This window comes from Streptomyces sp. NPDC025806, assembly GCF_055558275.1.
The window spans coordinates 472,228-489,372 of record NZ_JBVHMU010000002.1 but is presented as its reverse complement, the minus strand read 5'-3'; the positions used below and the strand labels follow the sequence as shown (position 1 = coordinate 489,372).

18 protein-coding genes and 1 pseudogene are annotated in these 17,145 nt (G+C 71.0%); 10 read left to right on the top strand and 9 right to left on the bottom strand.

The window, feature by feature from the left end:
* Positions 1 to 73 precede the first annotated feature (73 nt).
* Together ACZ4E1_RS05880 and ACZ4E1_RS05875 are read left to right on the top strand one after the other, a co-directional pair.
* A complete protein-coding gene (locus ACZ4E1_RS05880; RefSeq protein ID WP_467536219.1) occupies positions 74 to 523 on the top strand; it encodes a hypothetical protein in 450 nt (149 codons plus the stop codon).
* A 285-nt stretch (positions 524 to 808) separates the two neighbouring features.
* A complete protein-coding gene (locus tag ACZ4E1_RS05875) occupies positions 809 to 1,597 on the top strand; it encodes a bestrophin-like domain (RefSeq protein WP_467536217.1) in 789 nt (262 codons plus the stop codon).
* On the opposite strand, the gene ACZ4E1_RS05870 is transcribed toward ACZ4E1_RS05875, so the two are convergent.
* A complete protein-coding gene (locus ACZ4E1_RS05870) occupies positions 1,594 to 2,046 on the bottom strand; it encodes a methyltransferase domain-containing protein (RefSeq protein ID WP_467536216.1) in 453 nt (150 codons plus the stop codon). The genes ACZ4E1_RS05875 and ACZ4E1_RS05870 overlap by 4 nt on opposite strands.
* A gap of 120 nt (positions 2,047 to 2,166) precedes the next feature.
* On the opposite strand from ACZ4E1_RS05870, the pseudogene ACZ4E1_RS05865 reads away from it, so the two are divergent.
* Together ACZ4E1_RS05865 and ACZ4E1_RS05860 are read left to right on the top strand one after the other, a co-directional pair.
* Positions 2,167 to 2,584 (top strand): annotated as a pseudogene (locus tag ACZ4E1_RS05865) (hypothetical protein).
* Between the two features lie 129 nt (positions 2,585 to 2,713).
* Positions 2,714 to 4,318: an ABC-F family ATP-binding cassette domain-containing protein gene (locus ACZ4E1_RS05860; protein ID WP_467536215.1), complete on the top strand. Its 1,605-nt coding sequence runs from the start codon at positions 2,714 to 2,716 to the stop codon at positions 4,316 to 4,318.
* A gap of 75 nt (positions 4,319 to 4,393) precedes the next feature.
* Here the strand turns inward: ACZ4E1_RS05860 and ACZ4E1_RS05855 are convergent, their stop codons facing one another.
* Together ACZ4E1_RS05855 and ACZ4E1_RS05850 are read right to left on the bottom strand one after the other, a co-directional pair.
* Complete coding sequence (locus tag ACZ4E1_RS05855; protein ID WP_467536214.1) at positions 4,394 to 4,798, bottom strand: DUF6221 family protein; 405 nt, start codon at positions 4,796 to 4,798, stop codon at positions 4,394 to 4,396.
* Between the two features lie 89 nt (positions 4,799 to 4,887).
* The gene (locus tag ACZ4E1_RS05850; RefSeq protein WP_467536213.1) at positions 4,888 to 5,859 is read right to left on the bottom strand and encodes a quinone oxidoreductase family protein; all 972 of its coding nucleotides are present in this window, start codon (positions 5,857 to 5,859) and stop codon (positions 4,888 to 4,890) included.
* Between the two features lie 177 nt (positions 5,860 to 6,036).
* Here ACZ4E1_RS05850 and ACZ4E1_RS05845 point away from each other — a divergent pair, with 177 nt between their 5' ends.
* Positions 6,037 to 6,711, top strand: a complete 675-nt coding sequence (locus ACZ4E1_RS05845; RefSeq protein WP_467536211.1) for a hypothetical protein — start codon at positions 6,037 to 6,039, stop codon at positions 6,709 to 6,711.
* A gap of 75 nt (positions 6,712 to 6,786) precedes the next feature.
* Here the strand turns inward: ACZ4E1_RS05845 and ACZ4E1_RS05840 are convergent, their stop codons facing one another.
* Complete coding sequence (locus tag ACZ4E1_RS05840; RefSeq protein WP_467536209.1) at positions 6,787 to 7,305, bottom strand: HEAT repeat domain-containing protein; 519 nt, start codon at positions 7,303 to 7,305, stop codon at positions 6,787 to 6,789.
* 94 nt (positions 7,306 to 7,399) lie between these two features.
* Here ACZ4E1_RS05840 and ACZ4E1_RS05835 point away from each other — a divergent pair, with 94 nt between their 5' ends.
* The 4 genes from ACZ4E1_RS05835 to ACZ4E1_RS05820 all read left to right on the top strand — a co-directional run bounded on the left by ACZ4E1_RS05835 (position 7,400) and on the right by ACZ4E1_RS05820 (position 10,690).
* Positions 7,400 to 7,915, top strand: coding sequence for a DinB family protein (locus ACZ4E1_RS05835; protein WP_467536207.1), 516 nt, complete (start codon positions 7,400 to 7,402; stop codon positions 7,913 to 7,915).
* Positions 7,916 to 7,990: 75 nt separating this feature from the next.
* Positions 7,991 to 8,899, top strand: a complete 909-nt coding sequence (locus ACZ4E1_RS05830; RefSeq protein WP_467536205.1) for a hypothetical protein — start codon at positions 7,991 to 7,993, stop codon at positions 8,897 to 8,899.
* A gap of 78 nt (positions 8,900 to 8,977) precedes the next feature.
* Positions 8,978 to 9,838, top strand: a complete 861-nt coding sequence (locus tag ACZ4E1_RS05825; RefSeq protein ID WP_467536204.1) for a helix-turn-helix transcriptional regulator — start codon at positions 8,978 to 8,980, stop codon at positions 9,836 to 9,838.
* 96 nt (positions 9,839 to 9,934) lie between these two features.
* On the top strand, positions 9,935 to 10,690 hold the full coding sequence (locus ACZ4E1_RS05820) for an SDR family oxidoreductase (protein WP_467536202.1): 756 nt from the start codon (positions 9,935 to 9,937) through the stop codon (positions 10,688 to 10,690).
* 5 nt (positions 10,691 to 10,695) lie between these two features.
* On the opposite strand, the gene ACZ4E1_RS05815 is transcribed toward ACZ4E1_RS05820, so the two are convergent.
* From ACZ4E1_RS05815 to ACZ4E1_RS05805, 3 genes are all read right to left on the bottom strand, one after another.
* Positions 10,696 to 11,682 carry an aldo/keto reductase gene (locus ACZ4E1_RS05815; protein WP_467536200.1) on the bottom strand — a complete coding sequence of 329 codons (987 nt, stop codon included), beginning with the start codon at positions 11,680 to 11,682 and terminating at the stop codon, positions 10,696 to 10,698.
* A gap of 280 nt (positions 11,683 to 11,962) precedes the next feature.
* Positions 11,963 to 12,952: a helix-turn-helix transcriptional regulator gene (locus ACZ4E1_RS05810; protein WP_467536198.1), complete on the bottom strand. Its 990-nt coding sequence runs from the start codon at positions 12,950 to 12,952 to the stop codon at positions 11,963 to 11,965.
* Between the two features lie 177 nt (positions 12,953 to 13,129).
* Positions 13,130 to 14,674 (bottom strand): alpha/beta hydrolase, encoded by a 1,545-nt coding sequence (locus tag ACZ4E1_RS05805; protein ID WP_467536196.1) that lies wholly within the window; start codon positions 14,672 to 14,674, stop codon positions 13,130 to 13,132.
* A 183-nt stretch (positions 14,675 to 14,857) separates the two neighbouring features.
* Here ACZ4E1_RS05805 and ACZ4E1_RS05800 point away from each other — a divergent pair, with 183 nt between their 5' ends.
* Positions 14,858 to 15,928, top strand: coding sequence for an NADP-dependent oxidoreductase (locus ACZ4E1_RS05800; protein ID WP_467536194.1), 1,071 nt, complete (start codon positions 14,858 to 14,860; stop codon positions 15,926 to 15,928).
* Positions 15,929 to 15,954: 26 nt separating this feature from the next.
* Here the strand turns inward: ACZ4E1_RS05800 and ACZ4E1_RS05795 are convergent, their stop codons facing one another.
* Both ACZ4E1_RS05795 and ACZ4E1_RS05790 read right to left on the bottom strand, forming a co-directional pair.
* Positions 15,955 to 16,326: a GntR family transcriptional regulator gene (locus tag ACZ4E1_RS05795; RefSeq protein ID WP_467536192.1), complete on the bottom strand. Its 372-nt coding sequence runs from the start codon at positions 16,324 to 16,326 to the stop codon at positions 15,955 to 15,957.
* Positions 16,319 to 17,113, bottom strand: a complete 795-nt coding sequence (locus ACZ4E1_RS05790) for a hypothetical protein (RefSeq protein ID WP_467536190.1) — start codon at positions 17,111 to 17,113, stop codon at positions 16,319 to 16,321. The genes ACZ4E1_RS05795 and ACZ4E1_RS05790 overlap by 8 nt, the downstream gene beginning before the upstream one ends.
* Between the last annotated feature and the right edge of the window lie 32 nt (positions 17,114 to 17,145).

Here is a 17,145-nt window from a genome sequence, read left to right as displayed (position 1 = left end):
GGGCCGTCCGACCAGGTCGCCCGGTTGAGGAATGCGGTTGCGGCGGATCAGGCGGATGCGGTGATACTCCGGCATGAGTAGAGACGCCGAGGTCATCGTGCTCGCCCGATGGTCGGACGAGGTGATGGAGCCTCTGACCCGGGACGACCCGGGCCGCACGTGGCAGGGCCGCTTCGTCCCGATAGCGGGCCACTGGGGCTACGAGTTCGGTTGGGCCCTGGAGTTCGAGAAGATGCACGCCCGCAAGGGCCTGCTCCGGCACCTGGAGTCGCTGCCGTGGCCGCATCCGCACACGGTGCAGGTGCTGCTGCGTGACCAGGACGACGACTGCTTCGGGCTGTGGATGTTCCAGGACGGCCGACTGGTGGAAGTCACCATTGCGCGCACCGAGCGCTTCCACCAGCCGGCACCGCCCCATCAGGACTTCGCACCCGACCCGGGCATGCTGCTGCGCACCGACCAGAACAGGGCCCTGCCCGAGCAGACCCCGGAAGCGCGCCGCGACACCCGATCACCCTGGTAGACGTCAAGGTCGAGATCCCGGTCGTTGCATGGCGACAACCGCGCGGAAGCCTCGGGCCGCGAGGGCAGGGAGAAGCCCCCGCGGGTGCGGATCGCGGTGTGCCGCGGATCAGCGGTGCCGGGGGTTCAAGGAGCGCACGCGGATCTTCACCCTCGATGTCGCGTGTTCCGGACCCTCGACGGCCGTTAGACGGTCGGGGCCGAACCCGCGGTGCGCGGAGGTCGGATCACCCCGCACCGGCGCACCTCCGCGCCCTCAACCCCCGACCCCTTGGACTCTCCACCCATGTCGCTCTGGCTGCTCAATCACTTCTCCACCCTCACCATCGCTGTCCTCGCCGTCGGCGGCACTGTCGTCCTCGCCGTCACCGGGAGCGTTCTGCTGCGCCGCAAGTACCCCTCCCTCGCGCGGGGCGAGCACAACGACATGGTCGAAGCGACTCTGGGGATGTTCGGCGCGATCTACGGAATCATCCTCGCCTTCGTCATCGTCACGCTCTGGACGCAACTGGACAGCGCCCAGACGATCGTCTCCGCCGAGGCCACCGACGCGGCCCTCATCGCCCGCGACGCCCGCGCCTTCCCCACGCCGGTCCGCGCCGACCTCGACCGGGCGATGAGCGGCTACGTCCACGCCGTCGTGGAGGACCAGTGGCCCCGCATGCAGGCAGGACAGCCGTCCTACGGGGCGACCGAGACACACCTGCGATCGGCGTTCACGGTGCTGCAGACGTACGACCCGAAGAGCTCACGCGAGGAGGTCTTCTACGAGCAGGCCGTCGGCAACCTCAACGACATCGCCGCCCAGCGCCGCGCCCGCATCACCATGGCCCAACAGGAACTCCCGCCCCTGCTCCAGGTGTTGGCGTTCGGCGGCGCGGTCGTGCTCATCCCGCTGACCTTCCTCTACGGCATGCGCAAACTGCGCGTCCAGATCCTCTTCGTCGCCTCCGTCGCAGGCCTGGTCGGCTTCAGCCTGCTCCTCGTACTCGTCCTCGACCGCCCCTTCGCCGGAGACCTCAGCATCAGCCCCGCTCCCTACCAGGAAGGCGCACTCGCCCAGTACTGGACCTAAAGGCCCGCCACGAGAAGGCGGTAGCCGACGTCCAGTGTTTCGCGGTCGAGCAGGTCGGCATGGTGTTCGCGCCACAGGCCGGAGGACAGGTCTCTCGACAGCCGAGCCAGGCCCGGGCGGAGAACTTCCTCGCCGGTCTGGGCGAGCATCGAGATGCCGGCTCGCACGTTCGGATCGAGGTAAGCCTCGGGTCGGCGCCAGAAGGCGGCGCCGAACCCGTCGGTGCAGTCGTGCGGAACCGGGACCGTCCCAGCGGGACGTTGGGCGATCATCACGGCGCTGGGTTCGACTGCCAGTACCGTGTGCGGTGGCTCGTAAGAACCGGTGCCGGCACCGACGTTGACGACCGTGCCGGCTTCGCCGAGCGCCTTGTGGATCCTCGCGGCCATCCGGCGGTCGGGGCGTCGCGTGTGGTGGTAGGTCGCACCGATGCGGTCATACCTTGTCACGACGGACAGTATGCCCCGTCAGGCGCCAACTGCCGCTGCCGAGCCGGGCCTTGTGCCCAGGCGGCGTCTCCGGCGGCCTCTGTAGCATGGCGGTGCTGTGCGTCCCAGGGGGAGCTGACCGTGGAGAACATCCTGTCCGTGGCCATCGGGGCCGCTCTCGGCCTCATAGGGGTGGTGTTCGGATCGTGGTTCACCGCGCGCCGACAGGACCGCCTGTGGCTTCGCGAACAGAAACTCAAAAGCCGGGATCGGCTTCAACACGGCCGTGGTTCAGCTCCTGGACCATCTGAAGGAGACACGGCTGGGTGACGACGGCCCCGGAGCCAACGAGTTGGCGAACCAGATGCAGGAAGCACGCTCAGCGCTCTTCCTGCTCTGCGCCGACGACACCGTCGTTCTGGCCAACGCTCTCGCACGCCGGGTCTGGGGCACCCGGCCCACGGACGGCAGGGAGGACCGCCGGGCCGAGTTCCAGGAGACGCTGAACCTCCTGCACCGTTTCACCCGACAGCTCCGGCAGGAGATCTCCAGGTCGTAGTCCACTCAGATGCGCCGACCACGGGACGTCGGCTACGGTGGGCGCATGTCTACGCCCCGAGTTTCCTAGCCAAGGACCCGCTTCCACGCCAGAAGTGTGTCCTTTTCTGCTTTCTCGGAGCGTTACCTCATGATCACCGTTCGCGGTGTCGAGCTGCGCGCGGGTGCCCGCCTGCTGCTCTCCGACATCTCCTTCTCCGTCTCCCCCGGCGACCGCATCGGCCTGGTCGGCCGTAACGGCGCGGGCAAGACCACCCTGATGACCGCCCTCGCCGGGCAGGCCAGGCCCGCTGCCGGGACGGTCACCCGGACCGGACCGGTCGACCTGCTGGCCCAGGACTCCCGCGCGGCCGACCCGGCCGTCAGCGTGACCGACCGGATCCTGTCCGCCCGCGGCCTGGACCACGCCCTGCACACCCTGCGCGAAGCCGAGGCCGCGATGGCCGAGGCCACCGGGCCGGCCGCGCTGGAGCGGGCGATGAACACCTACGCCCGCACCGAGGCCGCCTTCCAGACCGGCGGCGGGTACGCCGCCGAGGCCGAGGCCGCCCGGGTCGCGGCCGGTCTCGGCCTCCCCGAGCGCGTCCTGGGCGAGCCGGTCGGCGCGCTGTCCGGCGGACAGAAGCGCCGGGTGGAGCTGGCACGGATCCTGTTCGCCGGGCACGGCGGCACGCTGCTGCTGGACGAACCCACCAACCACCTGGACGCCGACTCCGTCGCCTGGCTGCGCACCTTCCTCCAGAGCCATCAGGGCGGTCTGGTGGTGATCAGCCACGACACCGGCCTGCTGGCCGACGTGGTCAACCGCGTCTTCCACCTCGATCCACTGCGCGCCACCATCGACATCCACAACACCGGCTGGAAGGGCTACCTCAACCAGAGCAAGGCGGACGAGCGGCGCCGGGCCCGGGAACGGGCCAACGCCGAACGCAAGGCCGGGGCTCTGCATGCTCAGGCGGACAAGATGAAGGCGCGGTCGGCCACCGCCGTCATGGCCAAGAGCATGGCCCGCCGCGCCGACCGGATGCTCGCCGAGCTGGAACCGGCCCGGCGCACGCAGAAGGTCGCGAAGATCCGGCTGCCCGAGCCCGCCGCGTGCGGGCGGATGCCGCTCGGCGCCGTCAGCCTGGCCAAGTCCTACGGCGACCACCAGGTCCTCACCGGCGTGGACCTGGCCGTGGACCGAGGCAGCCGCCTCGTCATCCTCGGCCTCAACGGCGCGGGCAAGACCACCCTGTTGCGCCTTCTGGCCGGTCAGGAACGGCCGGACGCGGGACGGGTGGTCCACGGGCACGGGCTGCGCCTGGGCTACTTCGCCCAGGAACACGACACCCTCCACGCCGAGCGGACCGTACGGGAGAACCTGCGCGCCGCCGCGCCGCACCTCAGCGACGGTGAAGTACGGCGCGTGCTCGGCGCGTTCCTCTTCTCCGGAGACGACGCCGACAAGCCGGCCGGGGTCCTCTCCGGCGGGGAGAAGACCCGCCTGGCCCTGGCCGGCCTGGTCCACTCCGGCGCGAACGTCCTGCTGCTGGACGAGCCCACCAACAACCTCGACCCCGCCTCCCGCACCGAGGTCCTGGCCGCGGTCGGCTCCTACCCCGGCGCGATCGTGATGGTCACCCACGACGAGGGAGCCATCGACGCCCTGCGCCCGGACCGCGTCCTGCTGCTGCCGGACGCGGACGAGGACCTGTGGAACGAGGACTACCGGGACCTGGTGTCCCTGGCCTGACTCGCCTGACTCGCCTGACCGAAGGTCCCGCTCGTGCAACAGCACTGATGTGAGCTCGGTGCCGCCGGGGGTGGGCTACGGACGCCACTCCTCGCGGTAGCCGGGCCGGTCCGCGTAGGGCAGGGCGAGCAGGCGCAGCGTCGCGCAGGGCGCCGCGATACTCCGGTTGCCGCAGCTCCGGCAGACCTGGGCTTCGCCCGTTCCGTTCTGGTCGTGCGGCCGTTCCACGACGACCCGCTCAGGCGCGTGCAGGACGAGGAGCTGCCGCTTGGCGTCGACCTCGCGCAGCACCCGCGCCGGAACCTCGCAGTCACAGACCGCGCCGGGCGCCGCGTGGAACATCTCCATGGTGGCCTTCACGGAGTCGGCGTCGCCTTCCAGGTAGGCGTGGATGTCGCACCCGAGGGTGTGCCAGCTGCTCGCGTCGCTCGCGTCCTCGTCGAGCTGGGAGCCGAGCCATGTCGCGAGGTTGTCCACCACTGCGCCTCTTCCTTGGAGGGCCGGTTCTTCCCCGGCCTCGAACGGCCGGCCCCGGCCTGTTCGCCGGCCCCGCAGCTTCTCACAGGGGGTCAGTGGCCGGTGTCGCCCACGTCGAGCACGATCTTCCCGACCGCCGTGCCCGAGCGCAGCCGCTCCACGGCTTCGCCGAGCGCGTCCATCCCGTACCGCTCGTACGGCAGTGTCAGCGCGCCCGAGGACAGGTCCGGCAGCAGGCGCAGCACCTCGGGGGCGACCTCCTTGCCGCGGGAGATCATGTTGACCGGGAGGAGGGAGACCTCGGCGAGGAAGAAGTCCGCCAGATCCAGGGTGAGTTCGCGGCCCGCCGTGTAGCCGACGAGCGCGGCGCGGCCTCGGGGGCGGACCAGCGCGAGGGCGTCGCGCAGGATCCGGCCGCCGACCGTGTCGATGAGTACGTCGGTCTTGCCGCCGATCGCCTCCTCGGTCAGCTCGGAGGCGAGCACTGCCTCGGCGGTGCCGGGTACGTGCTGCAGCTTCGCCGGACGGCTCACCGCTCCGATCACGTCCGCGCCGGCCCGCGCCGCGAGCTGCACGGCCATGGCGCCGACCGCGCCGGACGCGCCGGTCACCAGCACCCGCTCCCCCGGCCGCACCTGGGCGATCGCGTGCACGGCGGCCCAGGCGGTGCCGACCGGCGAGAAGTAGCTGCAGGCGAGAGCGGGGACGGTGCCCTCGGGCATGGTTTCCACGGCGGCGTCCGGAACGAGTGCGTGTTCGGTCCAGGCACCGTCACGGCTGAGCCCGAGTCCTTCGCCGCGCAGCCGGACGAGTGCCCCCTCAGGGTGCGTGTCCGAGGCTAGGACGTACCCGCTGCCCTGGGTGCCGGGGATGAACGGCAGCTCGGGAAGGATTCCGAACTGCCCGTCGAGGATGTTCAGATCGAGATGGGCAACGGTGGCCGCCACCACCCGGACCAGGGTGTGCCCGGGCAGGGGCCCGGGAACGGTCCGCTCCACGAGCCTCGGCAGGGTGCCGAACTCCTCGAGGACCAGAGCGCGCGAAGTGGACGAGGTGGTGCTCACGTGCCGAGTTCTCCCTTTCCCCGATGTGCGTGACGTTCACGGCCGTTGACACTCCGGTACGAGCACGATCCGCGAAGGGGATGAGCTTGCCACAGGTCACGTGCCTCGGGTGGCGGCTCGGCCCCGTGCCGGAGCGCTTCGACGGCCAGAGGCGATACTGGGCCGATGAGAGACGTCATGGCTGAGTACGAAGCGGACACGGAACCCATGATGCGAAGGGTCTACGTCGGCCTGCGCGAGGACAGCCTCGATCCTCAGGACGTCGTCGCCCTCGCCTCCGCCCTGCTCAACTGGTGCCCTCGCACCGCTGCCCTCGCGGAGGTCGTCGAGCGGAACCCGGCCGAGGTGCCGCGGGCGGAGATGGCCGTGCTGGCGCGGCGGATCCTGGACGACGCGGGCTTCGAGCCCGGCTTCGATCTCGCTCCCGAGCGCTTGGAGACCTTGCGTGCCGCGCTGCGCGTCGTGGCCCGCGATCTGCCCACGCGGGGGATCGAGGGGGAACCGGCGATCGAGATTCTGGAGGACTGCTTCCCGGTGGGTGCCGGTGTCCGCCTTGCCGACGGCGAACGGCTCGGCTGGGGCGGCCCCGTCCTGCCGAACATGTGCGACGACCTCGCCATGGCCTTGACCAGCCTGACGGTCCTGATCCAGGAGAGCCTGCTCGAACGGACCTGGCAGGTCTGGCCGATGTGCCCCCGGCATGAGCTCGGCGCCCACGGCTCGGAGCGGGAGCGCGAGGTCGTGTGGTGGTGCGCGGGCAACGGCGGACACGTCCTGGCGCCCGTCGGCGAACTCGCGCGCGCCCTCGACCGTCCGGCTCGCGACACGGTCGGTCCGGCGGGAATCCGGTGAGATCGATCGTCGTCGGCACGGCTTGCCGCTCGGACGCGGGCGGGCGGTCCGGACGAACGGGCCACGGCTGCGCGGTCAGAGCTCGCCGCGGCGCGCGAGCTGCTTCACCGCGTTCTCGCGGATGATCTCGTCCTCGTCGTCGCGCAACCCTTCGAGGGCTTCCCGGGCCTGCGCGCCGGGAACGGCTCCCAGAGCCCAGATCGCCTTCACCGCGAGCGCCCGGTTCTCGTCCCAGTCCAGATGCTCGGGAACCCAGCGAGTCGCCAGGACCAGTGTCGGCAACGTCTCGGGCGAGCGGAGCCTGCCCAGCGTGGACACGATGTCCTCGTGCTTCCTGTGCCACTCGGCAGGGAACAGCTCGGTCAACGGCTCCCTGAACTGCTCCGGCGAGGCGCCTGCGGCGGCCTTGACGATCAACGCCATCTCGACGTCGTCGGCGTCCCGGCGCTCCATGGCGTCCCGGAGCAGCCGGAGTGCCAGGACCCCACCGTCGGACTCCCCGAAGTGAGCCAGCACCTCGTCGATCGTGCGCGTCGGCGGCGAGCCCGGTGCGAACACCAGGCCCATGACCAGGTCCTGCTCCTCAGGGGTCATCGCTCGCCCGCCTTTCCCGCGTTGAACGTCCCACCGGTCTTCGGTGGACCCTAAGGCCTGTCCGACGGATCTTGTGACCGCGTAACGTGCGGGCATGACACCTTCACTTGAGCGTCCCCCCTTGCAGGCCGACGAGCGCACCGCGCTCATCGGCTGGCTGGACCTCCAGCGGCAGATCCTGCGGTGGAAGTGCGAGGGTCTGAGCGAGGCCGACGCGCACCGTTCGGTCGTCCCTACCTCGCCGTCGATGACGATGGCCGGGCTGATCAGCCACATGCGGTGGGTTGAGCACACCTGGATGGAAGTGGTGTTCCTCGGCGGCGACAAGGCACAGAACCCGTCCTTCGACGAGACGGACGAGGGCGCCGACTGGCGGACCGACGGCGTTCCGCTGAAGCAGCTGCTCGCCCAGTACGAGGACCAGTGCGCCCGCAGCAACGAGATCGTGGCTGCCGCCTCCCTGGACGACATCGGCCGCAACCGCGACTTCCGCGCCGGCAGCGCCAACCTCCGTTGGATCCTCATCCACCTCGTCGAGGAGACCGGGCGGCATGCGGGACACGCGGACATCGTGCGGGAGCTGCTCGACGGGGCGAAGGGGTACTACTAGCCGCGCCCGGTGCCGGGTCTAAGGGGGATTAGGCTTCCGGCCGCACGTGTGCAGGGGGCCACGGAGGGGGCGGACATGGTGGAGTTGGAGAAGAGGTCGGAGCGGGTCGGGTCCGCGTACCGGCGCGGCGTGTGGACCACGCTCACGGGGTGGGGCGTGGTGCACAGCGCCGCGGGGGCGATCGGCTGCGCGCTGTGGGGCGTCAGCCCGTATCCGCCGCTGGTTCCCGAGGTGGTCCTGGCCGCGCTGAGTCTGGCCTTCGCCGCCGCCTGGATCGTGGCGTCCCGGCGCGCCCCGCTCCACACCGGACGGCCGCCGGCCGGCGGGCGCGGGCTGGTGTGGCTGGTCGCCTGGCTGGTGCCGCTCGCCACCCTCGCCTGCTTCGACCTCGGGTTCATGGTGTCGCCGGAGTACGGTCGCGAGACCGCGCGCCTGGAGGCGGCGGGATTCGGGCTGCACGCCGCCCCGATCGTGCGGCTCGCCGGGAAGCCGGTCCGCGGGGACAACGACTCCGACGAGCCTGTGTACTTCGAGACCGACCTCGTCCTGCGCATTCCGTACGACAACGGGCCGCGCGAGGTGACCGTGCCCGGCATGTACACCCGCTACCACCCGCCGAAAGCGGGCACGACCATCGACGTGTACTACGCGCCCGGCGACCCGCGCCCCGACTCGCCGGTACTGGAGGACGGCCGCCGCTGGGGCACGGGGGTGATCGGCACCCGACTGCTGATCCTCACCCTCATCCCCGTCCTGTTCGCCGGGGCATTCCTGACGAGCGTGCTCGCGGACGAAATGCCGCGTGCGGCACGGCGGTACACCCCGAAGGTGCACCTGCCCGCCCTCGGCTTCCTCTCCCTCGGCCTGCTCCTCCTGCTGCCGACCGCCCTGGGCTGGGGCACGGGCGGCGCGGCCCACACGGCGGCCTTCCTGTCCTGTGGGACGCCGGAGGCCGCGCTGGCGTGGGTCTGGCGCTCCGCCTGACGGAGGTACGGGAGAAGGCGGTGGCGCGGCAGGCAGCCGGCTCGCCGGTCAGGAGGGAGGCATGCCTAGGATGCCCGCATGGAGATCAGTCGGCTTCCCGCCGAGGCGCGGGCTCGACGTACCGCCGAGATAAGGGAGTTCCTGCGCTCACGGCGGGCCCGCGTGTCGCCGGCCGAGGCCGGGATGGCGGTCGGTGACGTCCGCGCACGCCGGACCCCCGGACTGCGTCGCGAGGAGGTCGCGGTGCTCGCCGGGGTCGGGGTGTCCTGGTACACGTGGCTGGAGCAGGGGCGCGAGATCAATGTGTCCGCGGACGTGCTGGACGCCATCGCACGGGTGCTGCGCCTGGACGCCACCGAGCGCGAACACCTGTATCTGCTGGCCGGGTTGAACCCGCCGCGCGTGCTCCCGGTGACGGGCCGTGTCGTCTCGGACGAGCTGCGTCAGGTGATCGACTCCTGGCTGCCGCGTCCGGCCTATCTGCTCGACCCGCACTGGAACCTGATCGCCGTCAATCGCGCCGCCGAGATCGCCTTCGGCTATCGCGAGCACGACCACAACTGCCTGGTGACGTTCTTCACCGGCGCCCGGTACCGATCGTCGCTGTGCCAATGGCGGGACGCCGCCGAGGCCATCGTCGGGCAGTTCCGGGCGGACGCCGCTCGCTACCCGCAGGATCCGGAGTTCGGCCGGATCGCCGCCGACATGTGCGCCGTCAGTCCGGAGTTCGCCGAGCTCTGGGCGGAACACTCCGTCCGCAACGCCACCAGTGGAGCCAAGACCGTCTCCCATCCCGACACCGGTGAACTCTCCTTCAGCTACACCGCGTTGACCCTCCCCGAGCTGCCCGGCCATCGCCTCATGCTGTACACCCCGTCGAACGGCTCGGGTACGCGGGAACGGCTGGACACCCTGCTACGGGCGGCCACGGTCGCGTAGCCCGGGCCGTGAAGGGCAGCCCCTGAAGGTGGTGGTGGCAGACCCAGGTTCACCCCACACTGTCCGGGCCGCGGCCGGCCGCGCAGGATCGTCGGCATGAAGCGATTCACGAACCACACCGTCCTGATCACCGGTGGCACTTCGGGCATGGGCCTGGCCACCGCACGCCGTCTGCTCGACGAGGGTGCCTACGTCGTCATCACCGGGCGCGACGAGGCCCGCCTCGACAAGGCAGCCGCTGAACTCGGCGCGGCAGGCCGCGTGTTGACCGTCCGCGCGGATGTCGCGGACCTGGCCGACCTGGATGCCCTGATGCGCCGCGTCGAGACCTGGCGGGGCAGCCTGGACGCGGTCTTCGCCAACGCGGGCACCGGCGTCTTCAAGCCCGGCATCGAGATCACCGAGGCCGACTTCGACCACTCCACGGACGTCAACTTCAAGGGCGTCTTCTTCACGGTCCAAAAGGCGCTGCCGCTCCTGAAGGACGGCGGCGCGATCGTCCTCAACGCCTCCTGGACACTGCACCGCGGCCTGCCCGTGGCCTCCGTGTACTCGGCGACCAAGGCCGCCGTGCACAATCTGGCCCGCACCCTCGGATCCGATCTGGCCCCGCGCGGCATCCGGGTCAACTCCGTCAGCCCCGGCTACATCGACACCGAGATGTACCGCGGCGCCAACACCGATGCCGAGGCAGACGCCCGTAATGCCGCGCAGGTGCCCCTCGGCACCATCGGCCACGCCGCCGATGTGGCCGCCGCCGTCGCCTTCCTCGCCTGCGCCGACTCCGCGTACATCACCGGCCAGGACCTCGTGATCGACGGCGGCCTGGTCGGCTCCCTGCCCAATCGCTGACCAGGTCAGTTGACGGAGTCGAGCTTCGCCCGCTGCTCCGCGGTCAGTTCGAGCTCGACGGCGCCCAGGTTCTCGTCCAGTTGGGCCACCGACGAGGCGCCGATGAGAGGGAGAACCGGGACGGCGCCACCCATCAGCCAGGACAGCACCACCTGGTTGACGGTGGCGCCGGTCTGCGCCGCCACCTCGCGGATCGCCTTCAGGCGCGGCTCGGTGCCCGCGTGCTCGAAGCCCGGGCCGAGCGGCTTGTCGTCCCGTACGTACGCACCCGCGATCAGCGGCGAGTACGAGACCTGTGTGAGCTCCGGGTTGGCGCGCAGGTAGCTCAGCAGGTCGCCGCTCACCAGGCCCTGGTTGCCGTCGGGCGAGCGCAGGCTCGGGATGTCGGTGCGCTGGCGCAGGTAGCTGTGGTGGTGCTGGAGCACCTCGTAGCCGGGCACACCCGCCACCGCGGCGAGGGTGCGGGCGCGCTCGATGCGCCAGGCCCAGTGGTTGCTCGCGCCGAGGAGGCCGGCCACACCGTCGGCGACGACGTCGGCGAAGCCCTGGACGGTCTCCTCCAACGGGGTGTGCTCGTCCATGATGTGCGCGTACAGCAGGTGGATCCGCTCGATGCCGAGGCGTTCACGGCTGGCCTCGGAGGACTCACGGATCACCTGGGCGGACAGCCCCTCGACGTCCCGGCTGAAGCCCGTGGTGGGCTGGTTGGGACGGGCGCCGAGCTTGGTGGCGATGGTGAACTCGTCGCCGACACCCCGGCTCTTCAGCCAGCGGCCTACCAGCTCCTCGCTCTCGCCGCCCTGGGTGCCGTTCACCCAGAACGCGTAGTTGTTGGAGGTGTCGATGAAGGTGCCGCCGGCTTCGGCGAACCGGTCGAGGATCGCGAAGGACGTCGCTTCGTCGACGGTCGTGCCGAAGGTCATGGCGCCGAGGCTCAGCACACTGACCTCACGGCGGGTCGCGGGCGAGCTTCCGATGACGCGGTACTTCATGAGGGGTCCTTTCGGATCGGGGTGATCCCGGCGATGTCGGATGTGTGTCCCGGTGCACGCGCGCACGGGCATCGTCGGCGCGCGGCGCACGAGGGAGAACACGAGCCGGACCGCCGGGATCACAACCCGGGGCGAGGTCCGGCGTGGCGCGACGGGGAACCAACCGGTCAGCGCGGTGCGACGGCCTGGAGACGGCCGCGCGGCGAAAGGTGTTGCGCGCACAAGGTACATGACACGGCCGGGGACCAGAAGCCGTCTCCCCCGCCCGGGTCCTGTCCGGTCACTGCGCCGCGTCGTCCAGGAAGCCGCTCTTGGCGATCAGGTACGCGAGTTGGGCACGGCTGCGGCTGCCGAACAGCTCCGCCGCCCACCGCATGTGGTTGGCGACGCTGCGGGGGCTCATGCCGAGCCGCGCCGCGATCGCCTCGTCCGTGTGGCCGTTGACCATGTGCCGCAGGATCGCCCGGCGTACCTCGTCCGTGAGCAGCGGCGGCAGTCGGGTGCTGGGGAAGCTGTGCAGCGGTGACGCCCGCTGCCACGCGTGCTCGAAGATCCCGGCCAGGTAGCGGACCACACCCGGGTGTTCCACGACGAGTGCGAGGTCGGAGCGTTCCGAGCCGGGGTCGGGGATGAAGGCGACCCTGCGGTCGCAGATGATCAGCCGGTCGAAGACCTCGTCCAGCGTCCGCACCTCGCCGCCCGCGCCGGTGATGCGCTCGACGTACGCGAGGGTGGCCTGGTGGGAGCGGATCGTGTGCTGGTAGATCGTCCGCTGCGACACGCCCCGCTCGATCGCCTCGAGATCGCCGGCGAGCGCCTTGTCCAGCAGTTCCTGCGGCCGGCCCCCGCCGGGCTGCGCCGTCAGCAGTTCCTCCTGGCAGGCGTGCACCGCCGCGGTGAGAGTGGAGCTGATCGCGTCGGCCCCGTGCACCGCGCGGATCAGATGCGATTCGCCCTTGCCGTAACTGTCCAGGTAGATCGCCTGCGCCTGGGCGACGGCGGCCCGCATGGCCGCCAGAGCGTTCTGCTTCTCCTCGATGGCGCGTTCCATGGTGTGCATCTGCGCGCCGGCCGCCAGTTGCGGGGGTATCGGGGTCAGGGTCCCGTCCGGCAGGCGCTGGACGAGCCCCAGGTCGAGCAGACAGCGGGGGCAGTCATCGGGTGTCGGCCTGTTCCGCAGTGCGTCCGAGTAGTACTGAAGTCCGTCCGCGCAGATCTCGACGGTCCCGCCCGTACTTCCTTCGCTCGCTTTGTCCGCTCGCGTGCACATTTCCCCGCCTTGCTGGTTCTCGCATTGCAGGATCATCCTCCCCGATCTCCGAGACCTGGAGCGCGGGGACCGAGCAAGATCCTCGCCGGGGAACCAACCCGGTCCGAACCAGCGAGATCGAGTCACAAGGAGGCGAGCTTGGAAGTGCTCCAGCATGCCGAGGGATCCGTACGGGCCTCAGGACATGCTGCCCCGGCACACCGTCCCCGGGGCGGGCGTGCGGCCCGTACGGAGGTATCGGTCGACGGACTCCCTGACACAGCGGTTCTGGGGGTAGGTGCCGTGCCCCTCCTCCTCGGCCGTCAGGAGCACACCGACGCCCTCGCCCAGCGCTCGCGCCATGTGGCGGGCGCCGGGGTACGGGGTGGTCGGGTCGCCGGTGCCGCCGACCACCAGGACGGGGGCCGCACCGTCGGCGTCCACCTGGAGTGTCGGGCGCTCTCCGTCGAACGGCCAGTCGTAGCAGAGGTAGACGCCGGTGGACCAGGCCTCCCCGAAGACGGGTGAGGCGGCTTTGATCCGGGCCTCGTCCCGGTCGAGACGTTCGAAGCCGGGGCGCAGGCTGGAGTCGGCGCAGGTGATCGCGGTCTGGACTGCGCGACTGTTGTCGTGCGGGGGCGCCGCGCGGTCGGCGGAGCCTCTGTCGTCCGCGCCCTTGCTCAGCGGACGGCCGTCGTTGCGGTCGATCAGCGCGGTGAGGGCCTTGGCCAGCTTGGGCCAGCCGTCCGTGCCGAGGTCGAGGTGGTCGCTGACGGCGTACGCGAGGTCGTCGGCGTCGAGCTTCCTGCCGTTGCCGGCCGGGGCGGGCCTCTTCTTCAGCCGGTCGGCCAGGCGTGCCATGCGCCGCGCGGCCTCCTCGGGGCCGTCGCCGGTCGGGCAGTGCCGGATCCGGGCCGCGCAGTGCGCGGCGAACCGGTCGAACGCCGCCTGGACCGCCTTGACCTGCGACACCTGCTCCTCGTCGAGGTTCTCGGTCGGATCGACGGACGCTTCGAGGACGAGCCGTCCGACGTGCGACGGGTACAGGTGGGCGTAGACCGCGCCGAGCGCCGTTCCGTACGAGACTCCGAAGTAGTGGAGCCGTTCGTCGCCGAGGAGGTAGCGCATGAGGTCGAGGTCGCGCGCGGTGTGCGAGGTGCCGATGTACGGGAGGATCGCCCCGGAGTGCTCGGCGCAGGCGTCGGCTCCGTCGTAGCCGGTGTCCTCGGCGGTCTTCCCGCAGCGCACGGGGAGGGTCGCGCCGACGCCGCGCGGGTCGAAGGAGACCAGGTCGTAGCGGTCGAGGAGCGGCCCGTACTGGTTGAGGCGTGCGGGTAGTCCGCTCACGCCGGACACGCCGGGGCCGCCGAAGTTGAGGACGAGCGAGCCGATGCGCCGGGCGTTCGGGCCGGTGGCCTTGCGGCGGATCAGGGCGACGTCGATCGTCCTGCCGTCCGGCTTCCGGTAGTCGAGGGGTGTCTTCATGGTGGCGCAGTCGTAGTCCGTGGGCGGCGAGGTGCAGCGGGACCACTGGAGATGCTGGCCGGTGGTGAGCGCGCGGGGCAGGCCGGCGGGCGGGTTATGCGCGGTGAACTCCGTACGCGGCTCCGCGCTCCGGACGCGAGCGTCGTGCTGGAGCCAGGCGGCGACGGCCCCGATCGCGGTGAGGACGAGCACGGCGATGATGCGCACGCCGATCGAGAGGCCCGGTCTGCCGCTGCGCGTCGGCTGTGCGTCCCTCATCGACATCCCCACGCTCCCGCCCCTGGACGTCCGCCCCGAGCCCTCATCCCCGCGCCGGAGTTCGTCCGATCGTCAAATGAGTGCAGAGTACAAGCCGTTTCCGTCGACGACGACCACCCCGGGTCGGATGCCCTGCATCGATACCCAGGCGCACTGGGCAGGGCGTGTACCCGGGCGGTTGCGGTGATCGATTGCAGCCCTTGTGAAGCGGGCGGACGCATCGGCGACGTCGCGGTCGGCGCCCTGCTGGGCGGCCACCGCCGGCGGGTGGGAGCGGCGCATCGGGAATCGCTTGATCATCGGCGGTGTTGGGATCTGCTGTCGGACCCGCCCTGTGAAGGACTCTTCGTGCGCGCCATACAGATCGATCGCTTCGGCACCCCTGACATCCTCGACGTGGTCGAGGTTCCCGAGCCCGGGCGCGGCCCCGGCGAGGTGTTGATCCGCACCATTGCGACCAGCATCAATCCCGTCGACGTCAAGACACGGGAGGGCGCCATCGGTGAAGGAGCGCCACCACTGCCGATGACGCTCGGCTGGGATCTGGCCGGCATCGTGGTCGACGGTGGGAACACCGGGCTGCGCCCCGGTGACCGCGTCATCGCCATGTCGCACCAACTCGGCACCGGGCGAGGGACCTGGGCCGACCTCGTCGCGCTTCCCGCTCAGGCGGTCGCGGCGGCGCCGCGGTCCGTCAGCCTGCCCGAGGCCGCCACGTTGCCGCTGCCCGGGCTGACGGCCTTGCAGACGCTGGACTGGCTGGCGGTCGAAGCGGGTGAACGGCTCCTGATCACCGGCGCTGCGGGCGCGGTCGGCGGTTTGGCGTTGCAGATCGCCGTCGCGCGCGGTGCGAAGGTCGACGCCCTGGTCTCCCGGGAGGCGCAGGTCGCTTTCGCCCGCGACCACGGCGCCGGTCTCGTCACCACCGACCGCGGCGCCCTGCGCGACCGTCACTATGACGCGGTCTTCGACACGTTCGGGGCGTTCGTGACCGAAGCGGTGGCCGATGGCGGCCGGTACGCGTCGGTCGCCACCCAGGCCGGCCCGGTCCCCGACCTGTCCTTCCGCGGCGTGCGTACGACCGTCAACCAGGTGCGCGAGGACGGTTCGGGCCTGAGCGAGCTGGCCCAGCTCGTCGACGACGGCTCCCTGCGGCTTCGTACGCACGCCGCCTTCGGCCTCCACGAGGCCGAAGCCGCGCATGCCCGCTTTCTCCAAGGCGGCTTGTCAGGAAAGATCACCCTGCTCTTCTGACGCCCCCGACAGGAGACGCACCTCGGTCACAGGGCGTCGCGGACAGCGGTCAGGATGTCCTCGGTGCCGGCGCCGAGCGCACGCGCGGCGGAGGTGAAGTCCCGGGCGAGCATGGCGAGTTGGCCGGCGTCATGCGTAAGCGGTTCGGACGGGAGCGCCGCGACCCGAGTGCCCGCACCGCGGCGGGTGCGGATGAGCCGGCCGGCCTCCAGCTCGCGGTAGGCACGAGCCACGGTGCCGGGCGCCAGACCGAGGTCGACGGCGAGCTGGCGCACGGTCGGCAGACGCTCGCCCTCGACCAGCCGGCCGGTGCGGATCAGCGCGGCCAGTTGGGCGCGGATCTGCTCGTACGGCGGCACCTGACTGGTGGTGTCGACGCGGACAGCGGGGTCACTCATCGTCGAAAGGGGTGTCGTCGGCTGCCGCGTCCTCGACCGCCCGGGGCGCCGTCACGGTGACCAGGGACCATCCGAAGGTGAACAGGCTCAGCAGGCCCAGAGGGCAGAGCACCACGAGGGTGGCCGCTCCCAGGCGGCCGGCGCAGCCCTGCTCGGTGAGCGCGATGAAGATCATGAGCACGACGAGCAGCACCTGACTCGACACCAGCAGCCCCCAGGCTCCGGTGATCGCCCACGCGCGGTCGCGGCGCTGCTGGTCGCTGCCCGGGCCATGGGCGATCCGTCGCAACGCCCAGACGCAGACGGGCGTCGCGACCGTGAGGGCGGCGAACATCGGGCCGCTGTAGTACAGGCCGGGCCAGGGGCCGAGGGGTGTGGGAATGCCGTCGCAGGCGACGGTGAGGACATGCCCCGCTCCCACCGTCCGGGCGGGGTCGGAGGAGGCCGTGAGCGCACCGATCACCAGCAGGGTGACGAGGGACGCCGCCTGGAGAAGCAGCAGGGGTGCCATGCGGGGCGGCACCTGGTCTCTGACGAGGCGTGGGGCGATGCTCGCGGTGCGCACCGCCTCCTGGGGGCGCAGGGTCAGGGCGTCGCCGAGCAGGACACCGCCCACCGCGCACAGGCCGAAAGCGGTGATGGCGATCACCAGGGGCATCGCGATGTCGCCACTCTCCACGGTGACCAACTGCTGTGCGGCCACGATGCCGATGGCCAGACCGGACCAGCGGGCGCAGGAATCGGCGTGGTCGAGGAGCCGGGACTGGAGCGGAACGGTGTCGAGCATGCGGAGATCCCCTCCAGATCATCTTGTACCAA